27 protein-coding genes and 2 pseudogenes are annotated in these 23,118 nt (G+C 73.8%); 17 read left to right on the top strand and 12 right to left on the bottom strand.

Annotated elements, in window-relative coordinates; translation table 11 throughout:
* Positions 1-16 precede the first annotated feature (16 nt).
* Positions 17-427 carry a DUF2267 domain-containing protein gene (locus tag ACTMS0_RS22335; RefSeq protein WP_441157196.1) on the top strand — a complete coding sequence of 137 codons (411 nt, stop codon included), beginning with the start codon at positions 17-19 and terminating at the stop codon, positions 425-427.
* A gap of 36 nt (positions 428-463) precedes the next feature.
* On the opposite strand, the gene ACTMS0_RS22330 is transcribed toward ACTMS0_RS22335, so the two are convergent.
* Entirely contained in the window at positions 464-1,630 is a 1,167-nt protein-coding gene (locus ACTMS0_RS22330; RefSeq protein ID WP_441157195.1) for a CaiB/BaiF CoA transferase family protein, read from the bottom strand.
* 415 nt (positions 1,631-2,045) lie between these two features.
* Between ACTMS0_RS22330 and ACTMS0_RS22325 the strand changes: the two genes are divergently transcribed.
* The 5 genes from ACTMS0_RS22325 (at position 2,046) to ACTMS0_RS22305 (ending at position 5,521) form a co-directional block, all read left to right on the top strand.
* Positions 2,046-3,059: a TerC/Alx family metal homeostasis membrane protein gene (locus ACTMS0_RS22325; protein WP_441157194.1), complete on the top strand. Its 1,014-nt coding sequence runs from the start codon at positions 2,046-2,048 to the stop codon at positions 3,057-3,059.
* A 79-nt stretch (positions 3,060-3,138) separates the two neighbouring features.
* On the top strand, positions 3,139-3,729 hold the full coding sequence (locus ACTMS0_RS22320; RefSeq protein WP_441157235.1) for a sulfite oxidase-like oxidoreductase: 591 nt from the start codon (positions 3,139-3,141) through the stop codon (positions 3,727-3,729).
* Positions 3,729-4,487, top strand: coding sequence for a ferredoxin reductase (locus ACTMS0_RS22315; RefSeq protein WP_441157193.1), 759 nt, complete (start codon positions 3,729-3,731; stop codon positions 4,485-4,487). The genes ACTMS0_RS22320 and ACTMS0_RS22315 overlap by 1 nt, the downstream gene beginning before the upstream one ends.
* A gap of 18 nt (positions 4,488-4,505) precedes the next feature.
* Positions 4,506-4,799, top strand: a complete 294-nt coding sequence (locus ACTMS0_RS22310) for a DUF6510 family protein (RefSeq protein WP_441157192.1) — start codon at positions 4,506-4,508, stop codon at positions 4,797-4,799.
* Between the two features lie 8 nt (positions 4,800-4,807).
* Positions 4,808-5,521 (top strand): poly-gamma-glutamate hydrolase family protein, encoded by a 714-nt coding sequence (locus ACTMS0_RS22305; protein WP_441157191.1) that lies wholly within the window; start codon positions 4,808-4,810, stop codon positions 5,519-5,521.
* A gap of 166 nt (positions 5,522-5,687) precedes the next feature.
* Here ACTMS0_RS22305 and ACTMS0_RS22300 read toward each other — a convergent pair whose 3' ends face one another.
* The 4 genes from ACTMS0_RS22300 to ACTMS0_RS22285 all read right to left on the bottom strand — a co-directional run bounded on the left by ACTMS0_RS22300 (position 5,688) and on the right by ACTMS0_RS22285 (position 8,274).
* On the bottom strand, positions 5,688-5,864 hold the full coding sequence (locus ACTMS0_RS22300; protein ID WP_441157190.1) for a hypothetical protein: 177 nt from the start codon (positions 5,862-5,864) through the stop codon (positions 5,688-5,690).
* Entirely contained in the window at positions 5,861-6,475 is a 615-nt protein-coding gene (gene rpsD, locus ACTMS0_RS22295; protein WP_441157189.1) for a 30S ribosomal protein S4, read from the bottom strand. The genes ACTMS0_RS22300 and rpsD overlap by 4 nt, the downstream gene beginning before the upstream one ends.
* A 93-nt stretch (positions 6,476-6,568) precedes the next feature.
* Positions 6,569-8,017, bottom strand: coding sequence for a M20/M25/M40 family metallo-hydrolase (locus tag ACTMS0_RS22290; RefSeq protein WP_441157188.1), 1,449 nt, complete (start codon positions 8,015-8,017; stop codon positions 6,569-6,571).
* A gap of 98 nt (positions 8,018-8,115) precedes the next feature.
* Positions 8,116-8,274: a hypothetical protein gene (locus ACTMS0_RS22285; protein ID WP_441157187.1), complete on the bottom strand. Its 159-nt coding sequence runs from the start codon at positions 8,272-8,274 to the stop codon at positions 8,116-8,118.
* Positions 8,275-8,379: 105 nt separating this feature from the next.
* Here ACTMS0_RS22285 and ACTMS0_RS22280 point away from each other — a divergent pair, with 105 nt between their 5' ends.
* Complete coding sequence (locus ACTMS0_RS22280) at positions 8,380-9,678, top strand: NAD(P)/FAD-dependent oxidoreductase (RefSeq protein WP_441157186.1); 1,299 nt, start codon at positions 8,380-8,382, stop codon at positions 9,676-9,678.
* Between the two features lie 45 nt (positions 9,679-9,723).
* Here the strand turns inward: ACTMS0_RS22280 and ACTMS0_RS22275 are convergent, their stop codons facing one another.
* Together ACTMS0_RS22275 and ACTMS0_RS22270 are read right to left on the bottom strand one after the other, a co-directional pair.
* Positions 9,724-10,506 (bottom strand): spermidine synthase, encoded by a 783-nt coding sequence (locus tag ACTMS0_RS22275; RefSeq protein WP_441157185.1) that lies wholly within the window; start codon positions 10,504-10,506, stop codon positions 9,724-9,726.
* A gap of 128 nt (positions 10,507-10,634) precedes the next feature.
* A complete protein-coding gene (locus ACTMS0_RS22270; RefSeq protein ID WP_441157184.1) occupies positions 10,635-11,609 on the bottom strand; it encodes a DUF2267 domain-containing protein in 975 nt (324 codons plus the stop codon).
* Between the two features lie 232 nt (positions 11,610-11,841).
* Here ACTMS0_RS22270 and ACTMS0_RS22265 point away from each other — a divergent pair, with 232 nt between their 5' ends.
* The 6 genes from ACTMS0_RS22265 to ACTMS0_RS22240 all read left to right on the top strand — a co-directional run bounded on the left by ACTMS0_RS22265 (position 11,842) and on the right by ACTMS0_RS22240 (position 15,983).
* The gene (locus tag ACTMS0_RS22265; RefSeq protein ID WP_441157183.1) at positions 11,842-12,156 is read left to right on the top strand and encodes a hypothetical protein; all 315 of its coding nucleotides are present in this window, start codon (positions 11,842-11,844) and stop codon (positions 12,154-12,156) included.
* Positions 12,157-12,426: 270 nt separating this feature from the next.
* On the top strand, positions 12,427-14,184 hold the full coding sequence (locus tag ACTMS0_RS22260; RefSeq protein WP_441157182.1) for a SpoIIE family protein phosphatase: 1,758 nt from the start codon (positions 12,427-12,429) through the stop codon (positions 14,182-14,184).
* Positions 14,181-14,357 (top strand): hypothetical protein, encoded by a 177-nt coding sequence (locus ACTMS0_RS22255; protein ID WP_441157181.1) that lies wholly within the window; start codon positions 14,181-14,183, stop codon positions 14,355-14,357. Before ACTMS0_RS22260 ends, ACTMS0_RS22255 begins: the two co-directional genes overlap by 4 nt.
* Positions 14,358-14,441: 84 nt before the next feature.
* On the top strand, positions 14,442-14,774 hold the full coding sequence (locus ACTMS0_RS22250) for an STAS domain-containing protein (RefSeq protein ID WP_441157180.1): 333 nt from the start codon (positions 14,442-14,444) through the stop codon (positions 14,772-14,774).
* A gap of 83 nt (positions 14,775-14,857) precedes the next feature.
* Positions 14,858-15,304 (top strand): response regulator, encoded by a 447-nt coding sequence (locus tag ACTMS0_RS22245; RefSeq protein ID WP_441157179.1) that lies wholly within the window; start codon positions 14,858-14,860, stop codon positions 15,302-15,304.
* Positions 15,305-15,485: 181 nt separating this feature from the next.
* Complete coding sequence (locus ACTMS0_RS22240) at positions 15,486-15,983, top strand: ATPase (RefSeq protein WP_441157178.1); 498 nt, start codon at positions 15,486-15,488, stop codon at positions 15,981-15,983.
* A 92-nt stretch (positions 15,984-16,075) separates the two neighbouring features.
* Here ACTMS0_RS22240 and ACTMS0_RS22235 read toward each other — a convergent pair whose 3' ends face one another.
* From ACTMS0_RS22235 to ACTMS0_RS22225, 3 genes are all read right to left on the bottom strand, one after another.
* A complete protein-coding gene (locus ACTMS0_RS22235; protein WP_441157177.1) occupies positions 16,076-16,927 on the bottom strand; it encodes a hypothetical protein in 852 nt (283 codons plus the stop codon).
* A 285-nt stretch (positions 16,928-17,212) separates the two neighbouring features.
* Positions 17,213-17,641, bottom strand: coding sequence for an OsmC family protein (locus ACTMS0_RS22230; protein ID WP_441157176.1), 429 nt, complete (start codon positions 17,639-17,641; stop codon positions 17,213-17,215).
* An 89-nt stretch (positions 17,642-17,730) separates the two neighbouring features.
* On the bottom strand, positions 17,731-18,663 hold the full coding sequence (locus tag ACTMS0_RS22225) for a serine/threonine-protein kinase (protein ID WP_441157175.1): 933 nt from the start codon (positions 18,661-18,663) through the stop codon (positions 17,731-17,733).
* A 161-nt stretch (positions 18,664-18,824) separates the two neighbouring features.
* Between ACTMS0_RS22225 and ACTMS0_RS22220 the strand changes: the two genes are divergently transcribed.
* From ACTMS0_RS22220 to ACTMS0_RS22205, 4 genes and pseudogenes are all read left to right on the top strand, one after another.
* Complete coding sequence (locus tag ACTMS0_RS22220) at positions 18,825-19,058, top strand: hypothetical protein (RefSeq protein WP_441157174.1); 234 nt, start codon at positions 18,825-18,827, stop codon at positions 19,056-19,058.
* 65 nt (positions 19,059-19,123) lie between these two features.
* A complete protein-coding gene (locus tag ACTMS0_RS22215) occupies positions 19,124-19,870 on the top strand; it encodes a response regulator transcription factor (protein WP_441157173.1) in 747 nt (248 codons plus the stop codon).
* Positions 19,848-20,031 (top strand): annotated as a pseudogene (locus ACTMS0_RS22210) (two-component sensor histidine kinase); the annotation flags it as partial. The gene ACTMS0_RS22215 and the pseudogene ACTMS0_RS22210, both read left to right, overlap by 23 nt.
* A 95-nt stretch (positions 20,032-20,126) precedes the next feature.
* A pseudogene (locus tag ACTMS0_RS22205) lies at positions 20,127-21,329 on the top strand (HAMP domain-containing sensor histidine kinase); the annotation flags it as partial.
* Between the two features lie 92 nt (positions 21,330-21,421).
* On the opposite strand, the gene ACTMS0_RS22200 reads toward ACTMS0_RS22205, so the two are convergent.
* Together ACTMS0_RS22200 and ACTMS0_RS22195 are read right to left on the bottom strand one after the other, a co-directional pair.
* On the bottom strand, positions 21,422-22,195 hold the full coding sequence (locus ACTMS0_RS22200) for an MFS transporter (RefSeq protein ID WP_441157172.1): 774 nt from the start codon (positions 22,193-22,195) through the stop codon (positions 21,422-21,424).
* Positions 22,196-22,226: 31 nt separating this feature from the next.
* On the bottom strand, positions 22,227-23,081 hold the full coding sequence (locus ACTMS0_RS22195) for an arginase family protein (RefSeq protein WP_441157171.1): 855 nt from the start codon (positions 23,079-23,081) through the stop codon (positions 22,227-22,229).
* Positions 23,082-23,118 lie beyond the last annotated feature (37 nt).

Genomic DNA, 23,118 nt, shown 5'->3' with positions numbered 1-23,118 from the left:
TCCGAGGGAGCACACCATGAACTACGACACCTTCATCGACCAGGTCGCGCAGCGCACCCGTACCTCCGGGGAGCAGGCCGTGGAGCTGACCCGGGCGACGCTGGAGACCCTCGCGGAGCGGCTGACCGGCGGGGAGGTGCTCGACCTGGCCGTGCAGCTGCCGCGCCCGTTGCAGGTGGTGCTGAAGCCGGGCCCGGACAACGAGTCGGCGCAGCGGCTCGGTGCGGCGGAGTTCGTCACCCGGGTGGCCGCGCGGGCGCAGGTGGACGAGCCGACGGCCCGGGACGCGGTGCGGGCGGTGTTCATCACGCTACGGGAGGCGATCAGCGGGGGCGAGTTCGACGACGTGGTGGTGCAACTGCCCCGCGACTACCGGGACATGGTGGAACCGGCGCTCGCGCCGGGTGCGACGCTGCGCCGGCCCTGACCGGCGCCCGGCCCCGACAAGGGGCCCGCGCACACCTCAGGCGACCGCGCCCGCGTCGCGGAGGTCGGCGACGCGCGCGGCGTCGAAGCCGGCCTCGGCCAGCAGCTCGTCGGTGTGCTCGCCGGGCTGCGGCGGTGGCCGCCGCAGCGCCGTGGGGGTGCCGGAGAAGCGCGGCGCGGGCGCCGGCTGGGTCACCCCGTCACGCTCGACGAACGTGCCGCGCGCGGCCAGGTGCGGGTGTGCCGGCGCCTCGGTCCAGTCCAGCACCGGCGCCACGCAGGCGTCCGAGTCGGCGAGCAGCGCCGCCCACTCGTCGCGGGTCCGCGTGCGGAACAGCCGCGCCCACGCCTCCCGCAGCGCCGGCCAGTTCGCCGGGTCGGTGCGGTCCAGTGCATCGTCGCCGGGCAGCGGAAAGCCGGTCCGCCGTACCAGTTCGTCGTAGAAGCGCGGCTCCAGCGCGCCCACCGCCAGGTGCCGCCCGTCGGCGCAGTCGTACGTGTCGTAGAACGGCGCGCCGCCGTCGAGCAGGTTCACCCCGCGCGGGTCCTGCCACATGCCGAGCCGCCGCAGCCCGTGGATCTGGGTGCTGAGCACCGAGACCCCGTCCACGATGGCCGCGTCGACCACCTGTCCCGGCGCGCCGCCGCGCACCGCGTACAGGGCGCTGACCAGGCCCAGGGCGAGCATCATCCCGCCGCCACCGAAGTCGCCGAGCAGGTTCATCGGCGGTACCGGCCGCTCGCCGGCCCGCCCGATGCCGTGCAGCGCCCCGGTCAGCGCGAGGTAGTCGATGTCGTGGCCCGCGTACGGCGCGGCCGGGCCGTCCTGCCCCCATCCGGTCATCCGCCCGTACACCAGGCGCGGGTTGACCGCGTGGCAGTCCGCCGGCCCGAGACCCAGCCGCTCGGTCACGCCCGGCCGGAAGCCCTCGATCAACGCGTCCGCCCCGGCGACCAGCGCGAGCACCACGTCCCGGCCGCCCGGCGACTTCAGGTCCACCGCGATGGAGCGGCGACCCCGGTTGAGCAGGTCCGGGTGCGGACTGCCGAACGCGGAGGTGTCCACGTCCGTGACCCGGTCCACCCGGACCACGTCCGCGCCCAGGTCGGCCAGCATCATCGCGGTGAACGGCCCCGGCCCGATCCCGGCCAGCTCGATCACCCGTACGCCGGCGAGGGGGCCGGCCGGGAGGTCCTCGGTCACCGGGCCACGATAGGCGCTCGCCGCGTTTGCGCGGTAAGGGGCCGGGAACGCCACCGGGGAGACGGGGAGGCGGTGTGGTCGACGACCGGATCAGGGTGGCCATGCTGCACGGCCCCGGCCGCCCCGACGCCTGCCGCTGGTCACCACGCTGCACGAGTACGGCTGGTGGGCGTACCCGTCGTGGCTGCCCGGCCCGGTGTGGTCGGCGACGGCCGTCCTCGCCGCGGTCGCCGCCCGTGCCGCCACGCCCGTTTGCCGGTCCGGAACAGGCTGACCTAACCTTGTCGCGACGAGGGGAGTACTTCCCGCGAACCATGCCGGTCAGTACGGCGTGCCCGGAGCACGCCTCGGGTGGTTGCCCACCGAAGGTGGGTGAAGGAGACCTCGAGCATGACACCGTGTTCGAGGAGGCTCCATGACCGAGTTGCACCTTGCCGCCGATCTCCAGTCGGTCGGCACTCCGACGCTGTGGGGCGTCACCATCGCCGGCGTGCTCGCGCTGCTGCTGCTCGACTTCCTGGTCACCCGGCGCCCGCACGAGGTGTCGCTCCGGGAGGCGCTCGGCTGGTCGGCGTTCTACATCGCGCTGCCGCTCGCCTTCGGCGCGTGGATCTGGTCCGCGTACGGGTCGAAGCAGGGCATCGACTACCTCACGGGTTACCTGGTCGAGAAGTCCCTGTCGGTCGACAACCTCTTCGTCTTCATGCTACTGCTGGCCGCGTTCGCGGTGCCCGCCGTGCTGGCCCAGCGCGTCCTGCTCTACGGCATCGCCGGCGCCCTGGTGCTGCGGGCGATCTTCATCGCCCTCGGCGCCGCCGCCCTGCAGACGCTCGACTTCGCCTTCCTGCTCTTCGCCGTCATCCTGCTGGTCACCGCCGTGAAGCTGCTGCGCGACGCGATGTCCGGCCACCAGCAGGAGGTCGACATCAACAAGATGCGCTCGGTGCGCCTGCTGCGCAGGTTCATGCCGGTCACCGACGACTACCACGGCACGAGGATGACCGTGCGCATCGACGGCCGGCGGACACTGACCCCCCTGGCCCTCGTGGTGGTGGCGGTGCTCGCCACCGACGTGGTGTTCGCGGTCGACTCGGTGCCCGCCGTCTACGGCATCACGGAGGACCCGTACCTGGTCTTCGCCACCAACGCGTTCGCGCTGCTCGGCCTGCGGGCGCTCTACTTCGTCCTGCACGCCGCGCTGAGCCGGCTGGTCCACCTCACCTACGGCCTGTCGATCATCCTCGGCTTCATCGGTGTCAAGCTCGCCCTGCACTGGGCGCACGGCATCTGGGACGGCGTCCCGGAGATCCCCACACCGATCTCCCTCGCGGTGATCGTCGTGGTCCTGGTGGTGGTCACCCTCACCAGCCTGCGGGCCACCCGTGACCGCGAACCCGGGGAGAGGGAGACCGTCGCCGGGCGCCGCTGACGGTCACCCGTCGTGGTCCCTTCCGGCCGAGCGGGCGCGGACGCCCCGCCCCGGGTGGTAGGACTGACGGGTGGGAATCGTGTCACCGGGCTTCCAGGGCCGGCCCCGCTCCGCGGAGCCGGCCCTGCCCCCGGGCCAGTACCTGACCGAGGATTTTCCGGTGCTGTCGGCCGGCCCGACCCCGAAGGTGCCACTGGACACGTGGGAGTTCGTCATCACCACCGAGACCGGCGTCGAGTTCCGGTGGACGTGGGACGAGATGATGGCCCTGCCCCAGGAGACTTTCACCGTCGACATCCACTGCGTGACCCGCTGGTCCAAGCGCGAGACCGACTGGCAGGGCGTCTCCCTGGACACGTTCCTCGACGGTGTCCCGACCGCCGCCCACTACGCGCTGGCCCACTCGTACGGCGGCTACACGACCAACCTGCCCCTGCCGGACCTGCGCGGCGCGCGGGCCTGGGTGGCGCACACGTACGACGGGCGGCCGCTGCCCGCCGATCACGGGGGGCCCGCCCGGCTGGTCGTGCCGCACCTGTACTTCTGGAAGTCCGCGAAGTGGGTGCGCGGCATCCGGCTGGGCACCACCGACCAGCCCGGGTTCTGGGAGACCGCCGGCTACCACGACTACGGCGACCCGTGGCGTGAGCAGCGATACCAGGGCGACTGATGGCGGCACCGACGGCCGGCGCCCGGGTCGCCCCGCTGACCTGGCGGGTGGCCCGGCTCGTCGAGCGTCGAACCGAGACGCCGAGCGCGCAGACCCTCGTGCTGGAGGTCCCCGGCTGGCCCGGGCACCTCGCCGGGCAGCACGTCGACGTACGGCTCACCGCTGAGGACGGCTACCAGGCCGCGCGGTCGTACTCGCTGGCCGGCCCCGCCGACGGGGACCGGATCGAGCTGACCGTGCAGCGGGTGCCCGACGGCGAGGTGTCGCCGTACCTCATCGACACGTACGCCGAGGGTGACCCGGTGGAGGTGCGCGGCCCGGTCGGCGGATGGTTCGTGTGGCGGCCGGAGGAGACCGCGCCGGTGCTGCTCATCGGGGGCGGGTCGGGGATCGTGCCGCTGATGGCGATGGTGCGGGCCCGACGCGCCGTCGGCAGCCGGGTGCCGTTCCGGCTGCTCTACTCCGTCCGCACGCCGGCGGACGTCTTCTACGCCGACGAGCTGCGCCACCGGGTCCGCGACGACTTCGGCCTCGACGTGGCGTACGTGTACACCCGGGAGGCTCCCGAGGGCTGGCGCGGAGAGCCGCACCGGATCGGCCTCGCCGACGTCAACACCCACGGCTGGCCGCCCGACCTGCAACCACAGTGCTACGTCTGCGGCCCGACCGGCTTCGTGGAGACGGTCGCCGACCTGCTGGTCGGCCTGGGACACGAGACCCGCCGGGTGCGGACCGAACGGTTCGGCCCGACCGGCTGACCCGCCGAGGGGGAAAACATGACGGAGATGTCCTACCTGGACGGCAACATGCTGGACGGCCCGCTGCGGGAGCTGTTCGCGGTCGACCTGAGCGCCGCCACCGGCCGCTGCGACAACTGCGGGATGGTCGGCCCGATGGCCGCGCTCCAGGTGTGGTCGCACGCTCCTGGCCTGGTGGCGCGCTGTCCGTCCTGCACCGCGGTGATGCTGCGCCTCGTGCGGGCGCCGGACCGCGCCTGGCTGGACCTGCGGGGCACCACGTTCCTGCAGGTGCCGATGCCGCTCGACCAACCCCACCCGCGCCCCCTCTGAGTGGCGGCGTGTACCGGTCGAACACCGAGCTGTACGCCGACGCGTCGCTCCGCGAGGGCGTCGACTACCGCCGGCGGTTCCGCCGGCACGGCGCGCTCGACGACGACCAGGCCCACAGCGCGGACTCTCCGACCACGATCGTGATCGCCATGCACGGCGGCGGCATCGAGGCCGGCACCTCGGAGCTGTGCCTGGCGATCGCCGGCTACCACCCGGCGACCCTCGCCCCGGTCGACGCCGACGCCCCGCTGTACGACTACTGGATGTTCGAGGGGCTGCGCGACAGTGGCAACGGCGACCTGCACGTCACCTCCACCGGGTGCGACGACCCGCAGGCCGAGTCGCTGTGCGCCGGCGCCCGGTACGCGGTCTCCCTGCACGGGTGCACCCCGGCCCAGGCCGGGCTGCCCGACACCGGCCAGGCGGTCCTGGTCGGCGGGCTCGACGTGACGCTGAAGGCGTACCTGGGGCAGGAGTTCACCGCCGCGGGCATCACCGCCCTGGACGGGTCCGCGGATCCGGGGCTGGCCGGGGTCAACCCGCGGAACATCGTCAACCGCACGCTGACCGGGGCTGGGGCGCAGCTGGAACTGACCACCCCGCTGCGCAGGGGCATGTTCGGTACCAACACCCGGGCACAGCGCGAGCAGACCACCCTGCCGCTGTTCTGGACGTTCGTGAACGCCACCCGGGCCGCCGTCGCACGCCGCGCCGCCGCCTGACCGGTGACCGCCGCTACCGCGGGTGGACACCGGCGCGACCGGCGGCCAGAGTGGGGCGCCGTGAGGTACCTGCGCACCGACGGGCGGGTGGGCATCCGCCGTCCCCGTCCCGCTGACAACGATCACGGCACCCGCCGGGACCGGAAGCTGAGCGTGGGGCGACGGGTCACCGCCCTGGGCGCGTCGGTCCGCGGGACGGCGCCGGGGGTTGCTGCCCGGTCAGGCGCTTGAGTCGCGCCTCCTTGTGCTCGGCACGCCGCCGTTGCCGCGGCGTGAGCTGCGTGCGGCCGCTCTGCCGCAGGTACGAGGGCACCCGCCGGTCGTTCGGGATCGGCAAGCTCATGACGCGCTCCTTCGTTCGGGCTGGACGGCGAGGGGGACGTCGCGCAGGGCCGGCACGTCCTGCCGCTGCGGTTCCCGGGTCAGCGTCGCGGTGAACCGCTCCGGCCGGACCTCCAGGTACGGCGGGGCGTCGCCGTCGGCGTACCGGCTCACCGCGACCGCGACCGGGGCGCGGCACTGCCGGTTCGGGCGGACCTCGATGGTCTGCCCGGGCCGGACCAGGTACGAGGGCCGGTTGACCTTGCCCCCGTCGACGGTGAACGTGTTGTGGGCGACCAGGTCCCGGGCCTCGTCCACGGACCGGGCGAAGCCGGCGCGGTGCACCAGCGCGTCCATCCGTTGCTCAAGCTGCCCGACCAGGTTCTCCACCGCGTCGCCGGGCTGCTTGGCCGCCGTCGCCAGGGCGCGGGCCAGCTGCCGCTCCCGCAGCTCGTAGCGGGCGCGTACCTGGTGCCGCTGCTCGGCGTCGGCTAACCAGTGGCCCCGCAGCGCGCGCCGTGGCCCGCCGCGGACCCCGATCGGGTGCCGTTGCCGCCGCAGCCGGAAGGCGTGCGCGGGGTGGAGCGGGACGACGTCCTCGGGCGCGGGACGTACCGTGGTCCGGACCGCCATGTCGTTTTCCTCCCTCAGCTCTCGCGGTCCGACCACGGTGCGCCGCCACCGGGTGAGACGACCCCACCCGGGTCGGGTGAATCAGCCGGAGGCTCAGCTGCCCGGACGGGGGAACGCGACCGGGCTGCGATGACCGTCCCGGCCGACCGCGCGGACGCCGAAGAAGACGTTGTCCTTGGACAGGTCGACGGTCGCCTCGGTGACGTCGCCCACCGGGATCACGCGCTGCCACTCCGGAGCCGTGGTCTCCCGCCACACCACCTCGTACCCGGCCAGGTCGGGCTCGGTGCCGCGCTGCCAGCGCAGGGTGGTGTCGTTGGTGAGGTTGGTGGTGACGACGACTGCTCCCTTGGGCGTCCCGGGCGCGCGGGCCAGCGACCAGAGCGCCGCGCCGTTCACCCGGGCCACCCGGGTGATGTACGCGAAGTCGCAGAACTCCGGCAGGTCGCCGTACTGCTCGCCGTCGAGCATCCGGACGTCCTGGTGCTGGTGGGCGAAGTCCTCGTTGGGCTCGGTGAACCGGCCGGCCGGCCAGCCCTCGCGCAGGAACGGGATGTGGTCGCTGCCGCGTAGGTACCGGTCGCGGCGGTAGATCACCCGCACCCGCATCCCGGTCGCGCCGTTCTCCGCCACGTCGCCGACGAACCGGGCGAGCTGCCGCGACGGGGAGTCGTTCTCACCGCCCACCGACTGCCGCGTCGCCGCCTCCGCCGGCGTCTCCGCGCTCGGCACCCCCTCGGCGAAGAGCCGCACGCTGTACGGGTCGCGAGTGCCGTCGTCGGCGGTGCTGGAGCCGATGATGTCGTTGCTGAACATGCCCTGGACGTCCGCGCCCGCCGCCTTGAGCTGCTTCGCGAGGTGCGTCGACCCGTACAGGCCCTGCTCCTCGCCGGCCACCGCGGCGAAGACGATGGTGGCCGCCGGACGCCGGGTGGCCATCAGCCGGGCCAGCTCCATCAGCACGGCGACTCCGGAGGCGTCGTCGTCGGCGCCGGGCGCGTCGCTGACCGCGTCCATCACGTCGGTGGCCCGGGAATCGTAGTGCCCGGTCACCACGTACGTCCGGTTCGGCGACGTCTCCCCGCGCAGGGTCGCCACGACGTTGGTGATCCGGGTGGCGGTGGGGACCCGGGGTGCCGGCTCCTGGACGTACGACTGAAGCTCCACCGTCATCCGGCCGCCGGAGGCGGCGGCGTACTCGCGCAGCCGGTCGTGGATCCAGTCCCGGGCGGCGCCGATGCCGCGTACCGGATCGTCCTGGCTGGAGAGGGTGTGCCGGGTGCCGAAGGCGGCCAGCCGGCGCACGGTGGCCTCGATCCGGTCCTGGTCGATCTCCGCGAGCAGGTCGCGCAGCTCGCGGTCGGGGGTCTGTGGCCGGAGCGGTCGGCCCGGCCCGCGCGGCGGCGCGGCGTCGTGGGCGGCCGCCGGTCCGGCGACCAGGGGTACGGCCACGGTGGCGGCTGCGGTGGCGGCGGAGGCGGACAGGAAGGTGCGCCGGGTCGACCTCGTGGGTCGGTCGCCGGCGGTGTCGTGAGATCCCATTCCCGCATCCTCGCCATCGATGGCGGTGTTTGTCCATATCGTTGGACATGGATTCTGCGAGCAGATTTCACCCGGTCCGGGTGAGGTCTAACCGCAGGTCAACGGCGTAGCGTGCGGGTCATGGTGCTGGTGGGTCCCACCCCGGCCAATCCAACGCCGACCAAGCCGCGCTCCGCCCGGTCGACGGCCAGCTCGTCGTCGACCCGGCGCACGAGGTCGGTCGGATCCACATCCGCGGCATCGCCGCGTTCGGCCACCGGTGGGACGTCGAGGCCATCGGTTCGGAGGGGTACGTGCGGCTCGCCGCCGATTGAGCGCCCCGGTCGCACGTTTGTGTCGGGTGTCGGCGGGAAGCACCGGGCATGACGAAACCTCGTGTGGTGATCGTGGGGGCCGGGTTCGCCGGTTATCACGCGGCGAAGACGCTGAGTCGGCTGGCGAAGGACCGCGCGGAGATCGTGCTCCTGAACTCCACCGACTACTTCCTCTACCTGCCGCTGCTGCCCGAGGTGGCCGCCGGCGTGCTGGAGCCGACCCGGATCTCCGTGCCGCTGACCGGCACCCTGAACGGGGTGCGGGTGGTGATCGGCGAGGCCGACCACGTCGACCTGCAGAACCGCTGGGTCGGGTTCACCCAGCCGGAGGGGGAGCGCAACCGGATCGCGTACGACCGGCTGGTCCTCTCCGTCGGCAGCGTCAACAAGCTGCTGCCGATTCCCGGCGTGACCGAGTACGCGCACGGCTTCCGCGGCCTGCCCGAGGCGCTTTTCCTGCACGATCACGTCGTCCGCCAGATCGAGCTGGCCGAGCAGGCGGAGGACCCGGCCGAGCAGCGGGCCCGGGCCACCTTCGTCGTGGTGGGCGCCGGCTACACCGGCACCGAGGTGGCCGCGCACGGCCAGCTCTTCACGGACGAGCTGGCCTCCCAGCGACCCCGGCTCACCATCCGGCCGCGGTGGATGCTGCTCGACGTGGCGCCCCGGGTCCTACCCGAGATGGACCGGCGGATGTCGGACACCGCCGACCGGGTGCTGCGCCGGCGCGGCGTGGACGTGCGGATGGGCACCTCGGTGGGCCTGGCGACCGCCGACGGCGTCAAGCTCACCGACGGGGACTACGTCCCCACCTGCACCCTGGTCTGGTGCGTCGGCGTGCGCCCCGACCCGTTCGTCGCCCAGCTCGGGCTGCGCACCGAGAAGGGTCGCCTCGTCACCGACGAGTACCTCAACGTCCCCGGCTTCCCAGAGGTGTACGCCTGCGGCGACGCCGCCGCGGTGCCTGACCCCACCGGCCCCGGGAAGATCTGCGGCATGACCGCCCAGCACGCGCAGCGGCAGGGCAAACTGGTCGCGCACAACATCGCCGCCTCGTACGGGCAGGGCCGTCGCAAGCCGTACAGGCACCGCGAGCTGGGGTGGGTGGTCGACCTGGGCGGGAAGGACGCGGCCGCCAACCCGTTGAAGGTGTCCCTGTCCGGGCTGCCCGCCAAGGCGGTCACCCGCGGCTACCACCTGCTGGCGATGCCGAGCAACCGCGCCCGGGTGGGGGCCGACTGGCTGCTCGACGCCACGCTGCCCCGCCCGGCGGTGCAGCTGGGCCTGGTGCCCGCGAACGCCGTGCCGCTGGAGAGCAGTTCACCGGAGGTACCGGCCCGCGTGTAAGGAAGGGCCCCTTCTTAACGCCTCGCGTTGTAGAAGGGCCCCTTCCTAACCGTCGGCGTCGGTGCGGGGGCGGGCGCCGGCGACGAACGCGTCGAGTGCCGGGCCGTGCAGCACGCCGCCCGGCACTGGGTCGCGAAGCGCCCGTACCACCAGGCGCGGCACCGGCAGCCGGTCGGGACGCAGCCCGGCGGCGAGCACCAGGTTGCCGTACCGCCGCCCGCGCAGCATCCGCCGGTCGGCGACGAGGCACACGTCGGCGAACACCGCCCGCAGGGTCGCCGCGTGCACGCGGGCGTGGACGAGCGGCGGGAGGTCGGTGACGTTGACCAGGTGGACGCCGTCCGGGCGCAGCACCCGGGCCACCTCGGCGGCGAACTCCAGCGTGGCCACGTGCGGCGGCATCCGGGCCGCGCGGTAGATGTCGGCCACCACCAGGTCGTACGCCGCGGAACGGGTGGCGGTGACCGCCTCCCGCGCCTCGGCGACGTCGACCTCGATCCCGGCCGGCAGGGGCGGCAGGTCCCGCGCCACCAGGTCGACCACGGCCCGGTCCCGCTCGACGACCACCTGTGTCGAATCCGGCCGGGTCGCCGCGACGTAGCGCGGCAGCGTCAGCGCGCCGCCGCCGAGGTGCAGCACGTGCACCGGCCGGCCGGCCGGCGCCGCCAGGTCGATCAGGGCGGCCAGTCGGCGGACGTACTCGAAGTGCAGGTACCGGGGGTCGGCGACGTCCACGTACGACTGCTCGACGCCGGCCGCGAGGAGCGTGCGTCCGGTGGGCCGGCCCGGGTCGACGACCAGCTCCAGCCGGTCGTCGGGAGCCTCCATGTGACGGCAGGTTAACGGACCCGACCGTGTTAACAAGGGGCCCCTCCTCTATCGCAGGCGTTAAGAAGGGGCCCTTCCTTCCACCCGGGGCGGGCCGACGGGGAGGAGCCCCGCCGGCCCGCGCCGCGTCAGCCGCTCGCCATCCCGGCGGCGACCTCGTCGATCGCGTCGTCGACGGCGTGCGCCAGGTCGACGTCCTGCGCGGTCACCGCGCGGGCTTGCCGGGAGCGGACGCTCACCACCGCGGTGGTGGCGCCCGACCGGCCGATCTTCGGCCCACGACCGGTCTCTTCCCGCAGCTGGTCGAGCCGGTCGAGCACCCGGTCGAGGTTGTCCGCCGGCAACGCGACGGTCCGCGACAGCGCGTTCCCGTCGCCGGACCAGTACGGCAGGTCGGCCAGGGCCTCCCGCAGCTCCGCCTCGGTGAGCGGCGGGGTCGAGGTGGTCGTGCCCACCAGGCCGCCGCCGGTCTCGGGCGGGGAGAGGAGGTCCCGCAACCCGTCCGGGACGTGCAGCGACTCGACCAGGTCGCGGTCCCGGTCGGCGAGCGCGGAGAGGGTCGCCTCGGCCTGGTAGCGGGCCTGTTCCGGTGTACGGCCGCTGAGCCGGCCCACCTCGGCGAGGAAGCCGGGCAGGTCGGAGTGGCTCTCGACACCGTCCACCGGTGTGACGTCGTGCAGCTTCGTCGGCAGGGCCGTGAGCAGGCGCGTGCGTTCGGCCTCGCCCAGGGCGAAGGCCAGTGCCAGCACCGTCGCCTCCACCCCCACCTTGGCGGTGGAGAAGTCGACTCCGGCCCGGCGTCCCACCTCGTCCACCAGGTCCTGGTAGCCCACCGTGGTGGTGGCACCGGCGGGACCGGGATCCGGTGTCGGCCGGGGATTCTCCGGGATGCCGGCCGGAGGCGGTGCGGGCCCACCGCGCATGGTGTCCGGTTTGCGGCGACCCGCCGGGGGCGGCCCGTTCCGCCGTGCCTGGTCGAGGTGGGTCAGCTGCTTGGTGGCGCTCAGGCTGGCGCCGGTCTCGCTGGCCCGCATGCCTCGTGTCCGGGCCTGGCGGGCCAGCGCGCGGCGGCGCTGGTTGTCGCCCTCCATCTGTTTGCGCATGGTGACACCTCGCTTCGCTGGTGTTCCCTCGCTTCCAGCCGGTCGCCTTCCCGTCGCCGCCGACCACGAAACGGACGTCGCCGGCTACGAAAGGGACGTGTCGCCTGCCCCGGTCGGCCCGGCCCGACCGAGTACGAGCTTCATCCGGCACGGGTGAGGGACGGTCACCCGGCGCGGCCGCACGATCGGAGCGGACCGGGAACCTCCGAGGCACCCGGAAGGGAAGGTCGTGATGAAGCAGATCGTCGAGATCGTCCCCGCCCGACCCGGCTGGTACGCGCGCTGGCGGCTCGCCCCCGGCGACACGCGCTGCTACCCCGTCAGCCTGTGGGCACTGCTGGAGGAGGCCGACGGCACCGGCCGCGAGGTGATCGGCATGGACTGCGTGGGGCAGTGGCCCGGGGCGGACGACAACGAGGCGGGTGGGGAGTTCGTCCGCTACCTCTTCCAGACCCCCGGCTCCGGCGAGCCCGACGACGCCGGACCGCCCCCGGCCGTACCCGAGCGGGCGACCGGACCCCGTCGGGTGGCGGTGCCCGCACCCTGAACATCACTCCGGCCCCCGGCCCCTGGTCCCAGGGCCGGGGGCCATCCCCGCCGCCGCCCCGATGGTGCTGAAGCTGCGGGCTCACGCCGGACAGGCGCACCGCACCCGTGCCGGCACGGTGCACGACCACCAGGTACGCAACCCGCCCGCGCGGCGATGGCGTGAGGTGGCGGTACCGGCACACCGGCGTAGGGTGGGGCGGGGAGAGATTTGACCACAAGCGTCGTTTCCGACGCGGTGCGGATGTCGACGAGGAGTGGGGCTTAGCTGGTGACTGCTGCCGACGTCAGGGGTCAGGACCCGGGCGACGGGCGGATCTCCACGCCGAGTGCCGCACGAGTTTCGGCGTGGCCCGCGGACGTCCCGGCTCGCCTCACCCGCGCCCTCCCGGCGCTCGCGTCCGACCGCGGTCCCGCACCCGAGTGGTCCGAGGTCGTCGAGCACTTCCGGGAGGGCCTCGTCGTCTGCGACGCCGACGACGTCGTGCGGCACGTCAGCCCGGTGGCCGAGCGGCTGCTCCCCGAGGTCACGGCCGGTGCCCCACTAGCCGGGGTCGGCGTGCCGGGGCTTCTCTCCGGCGGCGACTTCACCCACCACGGCCGCCGGCTGCGGTGCCGGCGGGTGGCGCTGTCGTCCGGCCGTTCCTGCCGGTACGTCGAGGACGTCACCGAGATCGTCTCCTGGTCCGACGCCCTGCTCGCGGAGCGGGCCCGGTCGGCCTTCCTCGCGGTGGTCGGCGAGAAGCTCGGGAACCCGCTGCACCCCGACCGCGCCGCTTCGGCGGTCGTCCGGCTCGCCGTACCCACCCTCGGGGAGGTCGCGGTCCTGGTGCTGGCCCCCCGCGCCGGACGGGCCCGCTGGTGGCGCGCCTCCCGCGTCGACGACGAGGGACCCATGGTGGACAGCGGGGTCCTCGCCGCGGTCGACCTGCCACCGGCCGTCGTGCAGGGACTGGATGGCGTCGAGCCGCACGCCGTGGACTGGCTCGTCGAGCAGGCCGTCGAGGCCGGCTGGCTGCCCGGCCTGACCTCGGCGGACACGAGCGCCCGGGTGGTGCCGCTGCCCGGCAGGGACGGGCCGGCCGGGGTGCTGCTGGTCGCCCGGCGGGGCGGCGGGTGGTACGAGGACGCCGACGTGGACCTGGTCCGGGCGTTCGCCGCGCGGGCCGGGGCGGCGTTGACGACCGCGCTGCTCTACCGCGACCAGGCCCAGGTGGCCGACACCCTCCAGGCCAGCCTGCTGCCGGTGGAGCCGGCCGAGGCCACCGGCGTCCAGTGGGGCACCGCGTACCGCCCGGCGCAGGCGGGGCTGCGTATCGGCGGCGACTTCTACGGTTCGCACCGGCTGGCCGACGGCGGATCGGTCTTCTTCCTCGGTGACGTGTCCGGCAAGGGCGTCGAGGCGGCCGTGTTCACCAACCAGCTACGCCAGTGCCTCCACGCGCTGCACCGGGTCGAGTCCCACCCCGGGCGGCTGCTCAAGCTGCTCAACGACGCCCTGCTGGAGACCACGCAGGCGCATGACCGGGGGCGGTTCGCGACGATGGTGGTCGGGGTGGTCCGCCCGTGCCGCGACGGTGGCCTGACCCTGACGCTGGCCGGCGGCGGTCACCTGCCGCCGCTGGTGCTGCGCAACTCCGGCGAGGTCGAGCAGGTGCCGCTGCGCGGGATGCTGGTCGGCGTCGTGCCCGACCCCCGTATCGGCGAGCAGACGGTCCACCTCGACGCGGGCGAGACCTGCCTGCTCTACAGCGACGGCGTGACCGGGGCCCGGGGCGGCCGCCGCGGGCACGAGCAGTTCGGCACCGACCGGCTGATCGCCGCCCTCACCGGGTGCCAGCGCATGCCGGCGCCGGCCCTGGCCGAACGGGTCGAACAGGTCACCTGCGACTGGCTGGCCGACGGGGACCATGACGACGTCGCCGTTCTCGCGCTTCGCGCGACCGGCCCGGCCGGGCGTACGCCCCGGCACCTGCACGCCGTGCCGGACCCGGCGGCGACCGACGAGGCGAGGGAGACGCGGGCGTGACCGCCCCGACCACCACCGAGTTCGTCGACTGGCTCGTCGACATCCTCACGAGCCGGGGCGCGCCGGCGCCCGCGGTGAGGCTTGCGCTGACGCATTACGCGGAGGCGTTGCGGGACTTCCCCCGGGCGGCGCGCTTCCTCGACGCCGGTCGGAAGGCGGTCGCCGCGCGGTAACTCGCGCCGCCGCTGTCGCACGGTGCCCGTGCGTATACTTTCCCCACTGCAAGCGGCTGTCCACGGTCGACCGAGGGAGGCACCGTGACGTTCTCCGTCACGTACGCCGAACGCGACGGGGACGCCGCCCACGTGTGGCTCTCCGGCGAGCTCGACCTGAGCACCGCCGGTGAGTTCAACGCCGTGCTGGACCGGCTGGCGGCGGCCGGCGCGCACCGGTTCCTGGTCGACCTCAGCGGCCTGACCTTCTGTGACTCCACCGGGATCGCCGCCTTCATCCGCGCCGACAACCGCGCGGCCGCCCAGGGCGGCTGGCTGCGGCTCACCGGGGCCACCGGGCGGGTGCACCGGGTGCTCCAGGTCACCGGTCTGGCCGAGGTGCTGCGACACGACTCGGACACCGGAAACCCGGTGTGACCGGTGGCCTCTCGATCGACTAGATTTCCCCGCCAGCACGGTGACCGGCAGGTCCCCGCTCCACCGACATGAAGCAGGTAACGATGGGTCCAGCGAGCCCGAGTCCGGTGCGCATCCTGGTGGTGGACGATGACCCGGGTGACGTGCTCATGATCGAGGAGGCCCTCGCCGACTCGGATGTCGAGAAGGTCATCGACGTGGTCGGCGACGGCCAGGAGGCGATGGAGTTCCTGCGGCGCACCGGCCGGCACGCCGAGGCCCGGCGGCCCGACGTGATCCTGCTCGACCTGAACATGCCGCGGATGGACGGGCGGCAGGTGCTGGGCGAGGTCAAGAGTGACGCGGACCTGCGGACGATCCCGATCGTCGTGCTGACCACCTCCAACGCCGATACCGACATCCTCGGCAGCTACACCCTCCAGGCCAACGCGTACGTGACGAAGCCGATCGACCTGGACGACTTCAACGACGTGGTACGCCGCATCGACGAGTTCTTCGGCCGGGTGGTCGTGCTGCCCAAGCGGCCCTGACGCCGCCGGCGGGCGGCTCGGCACATTGTCCACGCCCGGCCGCCCGTCGACACCCCGCGACGCGCCCGGCCGCGCGCGCCGCTCGCATGCTGAACATTTTTCCCGAACCCCCTCGGCGATCGTCCCGAGCGCCGAGGATCAAGGTGGGGAAAGACGTACCAGCTGCCTGGGGGGCGACAGTATGAGGTTCTCCGTCGTTGAGATCGGCTACGACCAGCGGCAGGTGGATTACTGCCTGGACGAGCTCGGTATCCGGTTGATGCGGCTCGCGGTGCGCGCCGAGGGCGCCGCGGGGACCGGACGGGAGTGGGACGAGATCCGCGAGGAGGCGGCGGGCCTGTGCGGCCTGCTCCAGCGACTCGACATCGGGGACGGCGACGTGTCCCGCCGGTACGCCGGCGCGGTCGAGCGGGAGGCCGCCGAGCTGCTCGCCCAGGCGCGGTTTGAGCTCGACGCCGCGCGGGAGGAGGCCCGGCAGGTGCGCGAGCGGGTGTACGAGGAGGCGGTGCAGGCGCGCCGCGAGTTCGAGGAGGCGCTGCACGCCCGCCGCCGGCGCGAGGCCCGGGTGGACGAGATTCTCGGCGGCGTGACCGCGGAACCGGTGCCGGCGGACACGCCGACCGCCGCCGCGGCGGCCCCAGCCGGCCGTGGCCGGCTCTTCGGCCGGGCGGCCCGCTGACCCGTGACCGCTGAGCGGTCCGCTGAGGCATGACCCCAGCCGGGCGGCTGGGGCCGAGGTGCGGCGCCGGCCGGTGCCGGGCCGCCGTCCGGTCAGGTGAGCGCGGCGACGATGGTGGTGGCACGCACCTCGTGCTGGGCGTACGCGTCGGGGAAGGCGGACACCTGCACGGCCTGCGCGGCGCCGGCGATGCTCATCTCCTGCCAGCCGGGGATCTCCCGCAGCGCCGTGTAGAAGGCCCGCGCGGCGTACGCCGGGCGCATCAGCTGCGCGACGGTGCCCCAGCCGCTGCTGGGCCGCTGCTGGAACAGCCCGACCGAGTCGTGATCCCAGCCGGTGGCCTGGTGCGGGTAGTTCTGCGACTCGGGCACTCCGCCGTTGGCGTAGTTGAGGAGGGTGCTCTCCTGCATGGCGGTGGCGATGGCGACGACCAGGGCCCGGCGGGGCATCTTCATGCCGACGCCGACGTCGACGATGATCTTGGCGTTGTCCATCTGCATCTGGGTCAGGCCCGCCACCGGGCGCGGCCGGGCCGGCTTGGTCGGCTTCGGCTTCGTCGGCGCCTTCTTCTTGGTGGCCGAGGGGGAGGGCTTGACCGTCGGGCTCGGGCTGGCCGGCGCGGGGGAGGCGGCGGCCCGGTCCAGCGAGCGGGAGGCGCGCTCGTCGGTGACGGCCCGGTCGGCCACCGCCTCGGCGACCTGGGTCCGGTCGTTGTCGGCGATGCCGCGCGTACCGGTGAACGCCACCACGCCGAGGCAGCAGGTCACGCCGGCGGCGAGGGCGATCCGTACGGGGGTCGAGGCGAGCAGCGTACGTCGGCCGCGGCTGGGCGCCTCGGGGGTACGGTGCCGGCCGATCGTCCGTTCGGCTGAGGCGGCATCGGCGGACCGGGTATCCGGTCGCGTTTCGGTCGTCTTCTGGTCGAAGGTGTCGTCGGGGTGCACCCGCCGAGGCTAGAAAGCTGACCGCGGGTTGCCACCAGGACCGTTTGGTGGCATGCGTCACAATTCGTGGCAATAGCTGGGGCGAAGTGTCTGAGCGAGCCAGCAATACCGCTTTCCGCTCCTGTCCGCCATGTCGGATATAGCAGTATCAACGTGCGGTAAGGGCACGAATGATCGATCTTGACCGGCCTCGTGAGGGTGTGGGGCACCCATCACCTGAACAGCGGAGTACCCATCATTCGTACGGTCCATCCGTGGCCGGTCGGACGTGCCGGCGGGCGGGTGTCAGTGCCGGCCGTTCTCCGCCGAGGTCACCGTCAGGCGGTGCCGGCTCGCGTCCCCGCTCGTGAACGGCCAGAGCCGGTCGGCGTGCTCGACCAGCTCGTCGAGCTGTTTGCGGGTGAGCCCGGCGGACGCGATCGAGGCGTGCACGTCGGCCAGGTACCGTCCCTCGTCGTCGCGACCGAGCTTCGCCTCCGCCCGTACCTGCACGGTGTGGGCCTCGTCGGTGATCTCCCCGGCCGCCTCCACCGCCGCGTGGTGCAGGCAGGAGGCGAACGCGGCGGCGAGCAGCTGCGACGGCGTCAGCCCGGTGCAGTGCTGTGCCAGCGGGGACGCCAGGGCGGTGGAGAGACTGCCGTCCTCGGTGCGGACGTGGCCGCCCTCCGCGGTCGCGGCGGCCGTCTCGTCCAGCCAGGAACTGTGGTGCGGCATCGCGTTCCTCCCGTCACTCACCGGCCCGGCTACCCGGCGCCCGGCCCGTGAAACCGCGCTGGGACGGTCGGCGCAGCTCAGGCCCGGTGTCACTCGGGGACGGGCGCCGCCTCGGTCGCCTCGGCCGCCGCCCGCTCGGTCCACGGCGACACCACCGGCATCCGCTGCCGGGGCGGCACGGGCTGCCGCATCGGCACGTAGACGCGGGCGTCCACGGCCTCGGCGAGCAGCAGGGCGGCCATCAGGCTCGTCGGCCGGCGGTCCGGATCGGCGGACAGGCATCGGGTGCACAGGTCCGCGACCTCGGGCGGCAGGCCCTCGATCTCCGGCAGCGGCGCGGGCGGCTGGCGTCGCCGGACCCCGAACAGCTCGGTGGCCGTCCCGGCGGGGTACGGCAGGCGCCCGGCCAGGCAGTAGTAGAGAAGGACGCCGAGCGCGTACATGTCGGCGGCCGGCGTGGCGGGCGCCCGATCGAGCTGCTCCGGCGCCAGGTACGCCGGCGTGCCCAGCACCATCCCGTCCGGGACCTCGTCGGGGACGCCGGAGGGCGTGGAGATGCCGAAATCGAGCACCTTGACCCCGGACGGGGTCAGCATCACGTTCGCCGGCTTGACGTCGCGGTGCACGATTCCGTGGGCGTGCGCCGCGGCGAGGGCGGCGCTCACCTCCGCGCAGACCCGCACGGCGATCCGCCAGTCCAGCGGCCCCGCCCGCAGGTGGACGGCGAGCGTCTCGCCCTCCGCCAGTTCCATCACGATGTACGGCAGCTGCCGGGTGGGCGACGTCGAGGCGGTGCCGAAGTCGTGGACGCTGGCCACGTTGGGGTGGACCAGGCGGGCGGCCGAGCGTGCCTCCGCGCGGATGCGCTCCACCGACACGTCCTCGCGGCCCTCCTGGGCGGGCGCGATCAGCTTGACGGCGACCGGCCGGTCGAGCACCTCGTCATGGGCCGACCAGACCTCCGACATCCCCCCGACGCCGATGCGCTGTTCGAGCCGGTACCGCCCGTCCAGCGTCCTCATCGACCGCTCCTCGCCTCGTTTTCCGACCTACTGCCGGTGCCGGTACCCGGGCTCCGATCAGGGCAAACCGTCGCGGGACCGGCCGGCGCCCGTCCCGGGTGCGGTAGCTTGCGAGCCGAGGGCGCGTACCGATTCGCGTACCCCGGGGAGGCGGAGGCGCGATGAGCGAGGTGACCGTACGCTTCGTCGGCGGGCCGGCCCACGACCTGGTCCGCGCGCTGCCGGCCGACCCGGACGGCGCGCCGCCGGCCCGCTGGGTGCTGCGCCACCCCGACGGCGGTGGCCCGACGGTCGCCGGGGGTCCGGACCACCTCTACGAGCGCGACCGGCCCGACGCCTCCGGGACCTGGGAGATGCGGTTCGTGCACACCTACCCTGTGGGCGTGTCGGAGTAGCGTGCACAGCGGGGACACAGGAAGCGCACAAGCCCGGCACAGCGGACCCGCCCACGATGGGGGCCATGGTGACCAACGAGCAGGCCGGCCCGGTCCGGCTCGAGCTGCGCCGGCCCGACGGGCAGCCCGTCCGCGTCCTGGTGGTCGACGACGAGCCCACCCTGGCAGACCTGCTGTCGATGGCGCTGCGCTACGAGGGCTGGCAGGTGCGTACGGCGGGCAACGGCATGGCCGCGTTGAGCACGGCACGCCAGTTCCAGCCGGACGCGGTGATCCTCGACGTGATGCTGCCCGACCTGGACGGCTTCGCGGTGCTGCGTCGGCTGCGGGAGGCGTACCCGACCGTGCCGGTGCTCTTCCTGACCGCCCGGGACGCCGTCGAGGAGCGGATCGCCGGGCTGACCGTCGGCGGCGACGACTACGTGACCAAGCCGTTCAGCCTGGAGGAGGTGATCGCCCGCCTGCGGGCGCTGCTGCGCCGCTCCGGCTTCGCGGTCGCCGCCCGCGAGGAGGCCGTGCTCACCGTCGGTGACCTCACCCTCGACGAGGACAGCCACGAGGTCCGCCGGGACGGCCGGTTGATCACCCTGACCGCCACCGAGTTCGAGCTGCTGCGCTACCTGATGCGCAACCCGCGCCGGGTGCTCAGCAAGGCGCAGATCCTGGACCGGGTCTGGAACTACGACTTCGGTGGCCAGGCCAACGTCGTCGAGCTGTACATCTCGTACCTGCGGAAGAAGATCGACGCGGGCCGCCAGCCGATGATCCACACCCTGCGCGGCGCGGGCTATGTCCTCAAGCCCGCCGAGTGAGCGCGCGGGCGGGCTGCGGCGCCGGCTGGCCGGCTGGTCGCTGCGGACGCGGCTGGTGGTCATCCTGGTCGCCCTGCTGGCCCTGGTCAGCATCGCCATCGGCATCATCACCACGGCCGCGCTGCACCACTTCCTCATCGACCGGGTGGACGCACAACTGGTCCCCAACACCAACGGGCGCGGGGACCGCCCGTTTCCGCGCTGGGGACCGGGGGAGGAACGCGGGATCCCGCCCGGCCTACCGCCCGCCACCATCGTGGCGACCGTCGTGGACGGCCGGATCACCGACGCCCGGATACAGTCCGGCCGCCGACCCGGCGGCGAGACCATCCCGGCCGGGGAGGTGACGGCGCTCGCCGCACTGCCGGCGGGCGGCGCTCCCCGTACCGTCAGCCTCGGTGACCGCGGTGACTACCGGGCGGTCGGACGGATGTGGCGCGCCGGCGAGGTCCGGGTCCTGGCCATCCCGCTGAGCGAGGTGCGGGAGACCACCATGTGGCTGGTCGCGGCGCAGGCCGCGGTCGCCGGCGCCGGGCTCGTCGTCGCCGGCACGGTGGGCACGCTGATCGTCCGGCGTACCCTGCGCCCGCTGCGGCGGGTCGCCGCCACCGCCGGCCGGGTCAGCGAGCTGCCGCTCGACCGCGGCGAGGTGGCGCTGTCGGAACGGGTGCCGGACGCCGACACCGACCCGCGCACCGAGGTCGGTCAGGTCGGCGCGGCGCTCAACCGCCTGCTCGGGCACGTCGCCGCCGCCCTCGCCGCCCGGCAGGCCAGCGAGACGCGCGTACGCCAGTTCGTCGCCGACGCGAGCCACGAGCTGCGTACGCCGCTCGCCGCCATCCGGGGGTACGCCGAGGTGGCCCGACGTGGCCGGGACCGGGTGCCGCCCGACGTGGCGCACGCCCTGCGCCGCGTGGAGTCGGAGAGCACCCGGATGACCAGCCTCGTGGACGACCTGCTGCTGCTCGCCCGGCTCGACTCGGGCCGTCCCCTCGCGGTCGAGCCGGTGGACCTGTCCGCGCTCGTGGTGGACGCGGTCAGCGACGCGCACGTCGCCGGGCCGGAGCACCGCTGGCAGCTCGACCTGCCGGACCAGGTGATCCGGGTGCCGGGTGACCCGGCCCGGCTCCACCAGGTGCTGGCGAACCTGCTGGCCAACGCCCGGGTGCACACACCGGCCGGCACCACCGTCACCACCGGCCTGGCCGTCGAGCCGGACGCCGCGGTGCTCCGGGTCGCCGACGACGGACCCGGTATCCCCGCCGACCTGCGACCCGACGTCTTCGAACGGTTCGCGCGCGCCGACAGCTCGCGGTCCCGGGCGCACGGCAGCACCGGCCTCGGTCTGGCCATCGTCGCCGCGGTGGTGGAGGCGCACCACGGCACCGTGTCGGTGGAGAGCCGGCCCGGTCGCACCGTGTTCACCGTGCGGCTGCCGTATCCCACAGCCGACGCATAGCCGCCACCGTGTTGCGGTTCGTGTTGCTCCGCTAGGCCATGCACCACAGGGCGTGTCTCGAAGTCACAGCCCCGGCCGGGCCGGGCGGTGGGTCAGCCGGGTGCTGTCTTGCCGGACCTGCGCAGCCCGAGCAGGGCGACGAGGGCGAGGAGGATGATGGCGACGGAGTACTCGTTGGCGGTCCGGGGCAGGCCGCCGGCGTAGACCACGAGGAAGCCGGCGACCAGTGTCGGCCCGCGCACGGCGCGGGGCAGCGTGATCTCCGGCCGCAGACTCTGCAGCGCTCCCTTGGCCGGCGTGACGGTTTCCCGCATCAACATGATGCCGACGCCTTGGATCAGCAGGATGACGAGCAGGACGACGTACACGAGTCGCGTCGGCGCGGGCAGGTACCGGATGAGCAGCGCCGAGAGCAGGGCGCCCGTACCGGTTCCGATGCCGGGGGCGATCGAGTTGGCGAGCGTGCCGCGGGAGCGGTTGATGTCCAGCATGGCGGCACCGACGGCGCCGGTGGCGACGCCGGCCGCGAGCCCCTGCACGACGCGGGCGGTCAGCAGCGCGGGTACGCCGTTGGCGAGGACGAAGATGACCAGCGAGATCATCTGGACCGCGATCGCGACCAGCAGGACCGGCCGTCGTCCGACATGGTCGGACAGCTTGCCGAACGTGAGCAGGGCCGCCAGCACCGCGGCGGCGTAGACGGCGAACACCACGGTGGTCGTGATCGGCGAGAAGTGCCAGCCCTCCTGGTAAATCCCGTAGAGGGGGATCGGGGCTGACGACGCCGCCAGGAAGGACACGAGAACGGAGGCGAGCAGGACCAGGGAGACGTTCGGCGAAAGTCGCCTCGATTCGGCGATATTCATCAGACGTGCTCCTTACCGGGACCGGCCCTCGCTAGTCCGCCAGCACCTCCGCGAGGACCTCGACGACGCGCTCCGCGTGGCGCCCGTCGGGGTCCTCGTCGGCGTTGAAGTCCGCGAGGCTCATGCCGAGCAGGCGACCCGATCGCACCAGCGGCCCGACCAGGGCGGCCAGGTCCGTCCAGTCCAGCCCGCCCGGCTCGCGGTAGGTGACGGCCGGCAGCACCAGCGGGTCGAGCACGTCCAGGTCGAGGTGGAGCCAGGCCGGCCCGGCGCCGTCGGCGGCCAGGTGCCGGCCCACGGCCGCGGCGGCGGCCCCGCGCAGCTGGTCCGCCGAAACGACGTGGATCGCCGGGTCGAGGCGGGCCGCCTCCTCCGCCGCGGACTCGTCCCACACCGGACGGCAGCCCAGCAGGTGCACCTGGTCCGGGTCGACCAGCGGCCCCTCCCGGTCGAGCACCCCGGCCGGGCCGTGGTCGGTGACCAGCGACAGGTCCATGTCGGCCGCCTCGCCGGTGGGGGAGGTGACGCCGTCGTGGAAGTCGAGATGCCCGTCGAGGAACCAGAGCGTGAACCCGGACGGCAGCCCCTGGAGGACGCCCGGCAGGATCGCGCAGTCGCCCCCGACGACCAGCGGCAGGTGGCCCGCGTCGGTCAGCTCGGTCACCCGGGCCGCGATCGCCCGCCCGGCGCGGCGGACCTGGTCCGCGCCGATCATCCCGGTCTCCGGGTCGCGGACCGGGTCGGTGATCACCGTCTCGATCACGCCGGCGTCCTCGGCGCCCAGCCGGTCGACCAGACCGGCCGTGCGCAGCGCGACCGGTGCCCGCCGTTCGCCCCGCCCCCGCCCTGAGGAGTCGAGCGGCGCGTCCACCACCGACCATCGCACAGGCTCCGAGGCTAGTCGCCCGTGGCAGGCTGGGGGC

It is taken from the genome of Micromonospora sp. H33, from assembly GCF_052068455.1.
Lineage (GTDB): Bacteria > Actinomycetota > Actinomycetes > Mycobacteriales > Micromonosporaceae > Micromonospora.
Note: the sequence above shows the minus strand (reverse complement) of the source record. Positions and strands in the feature narration are given on the sequence as shown.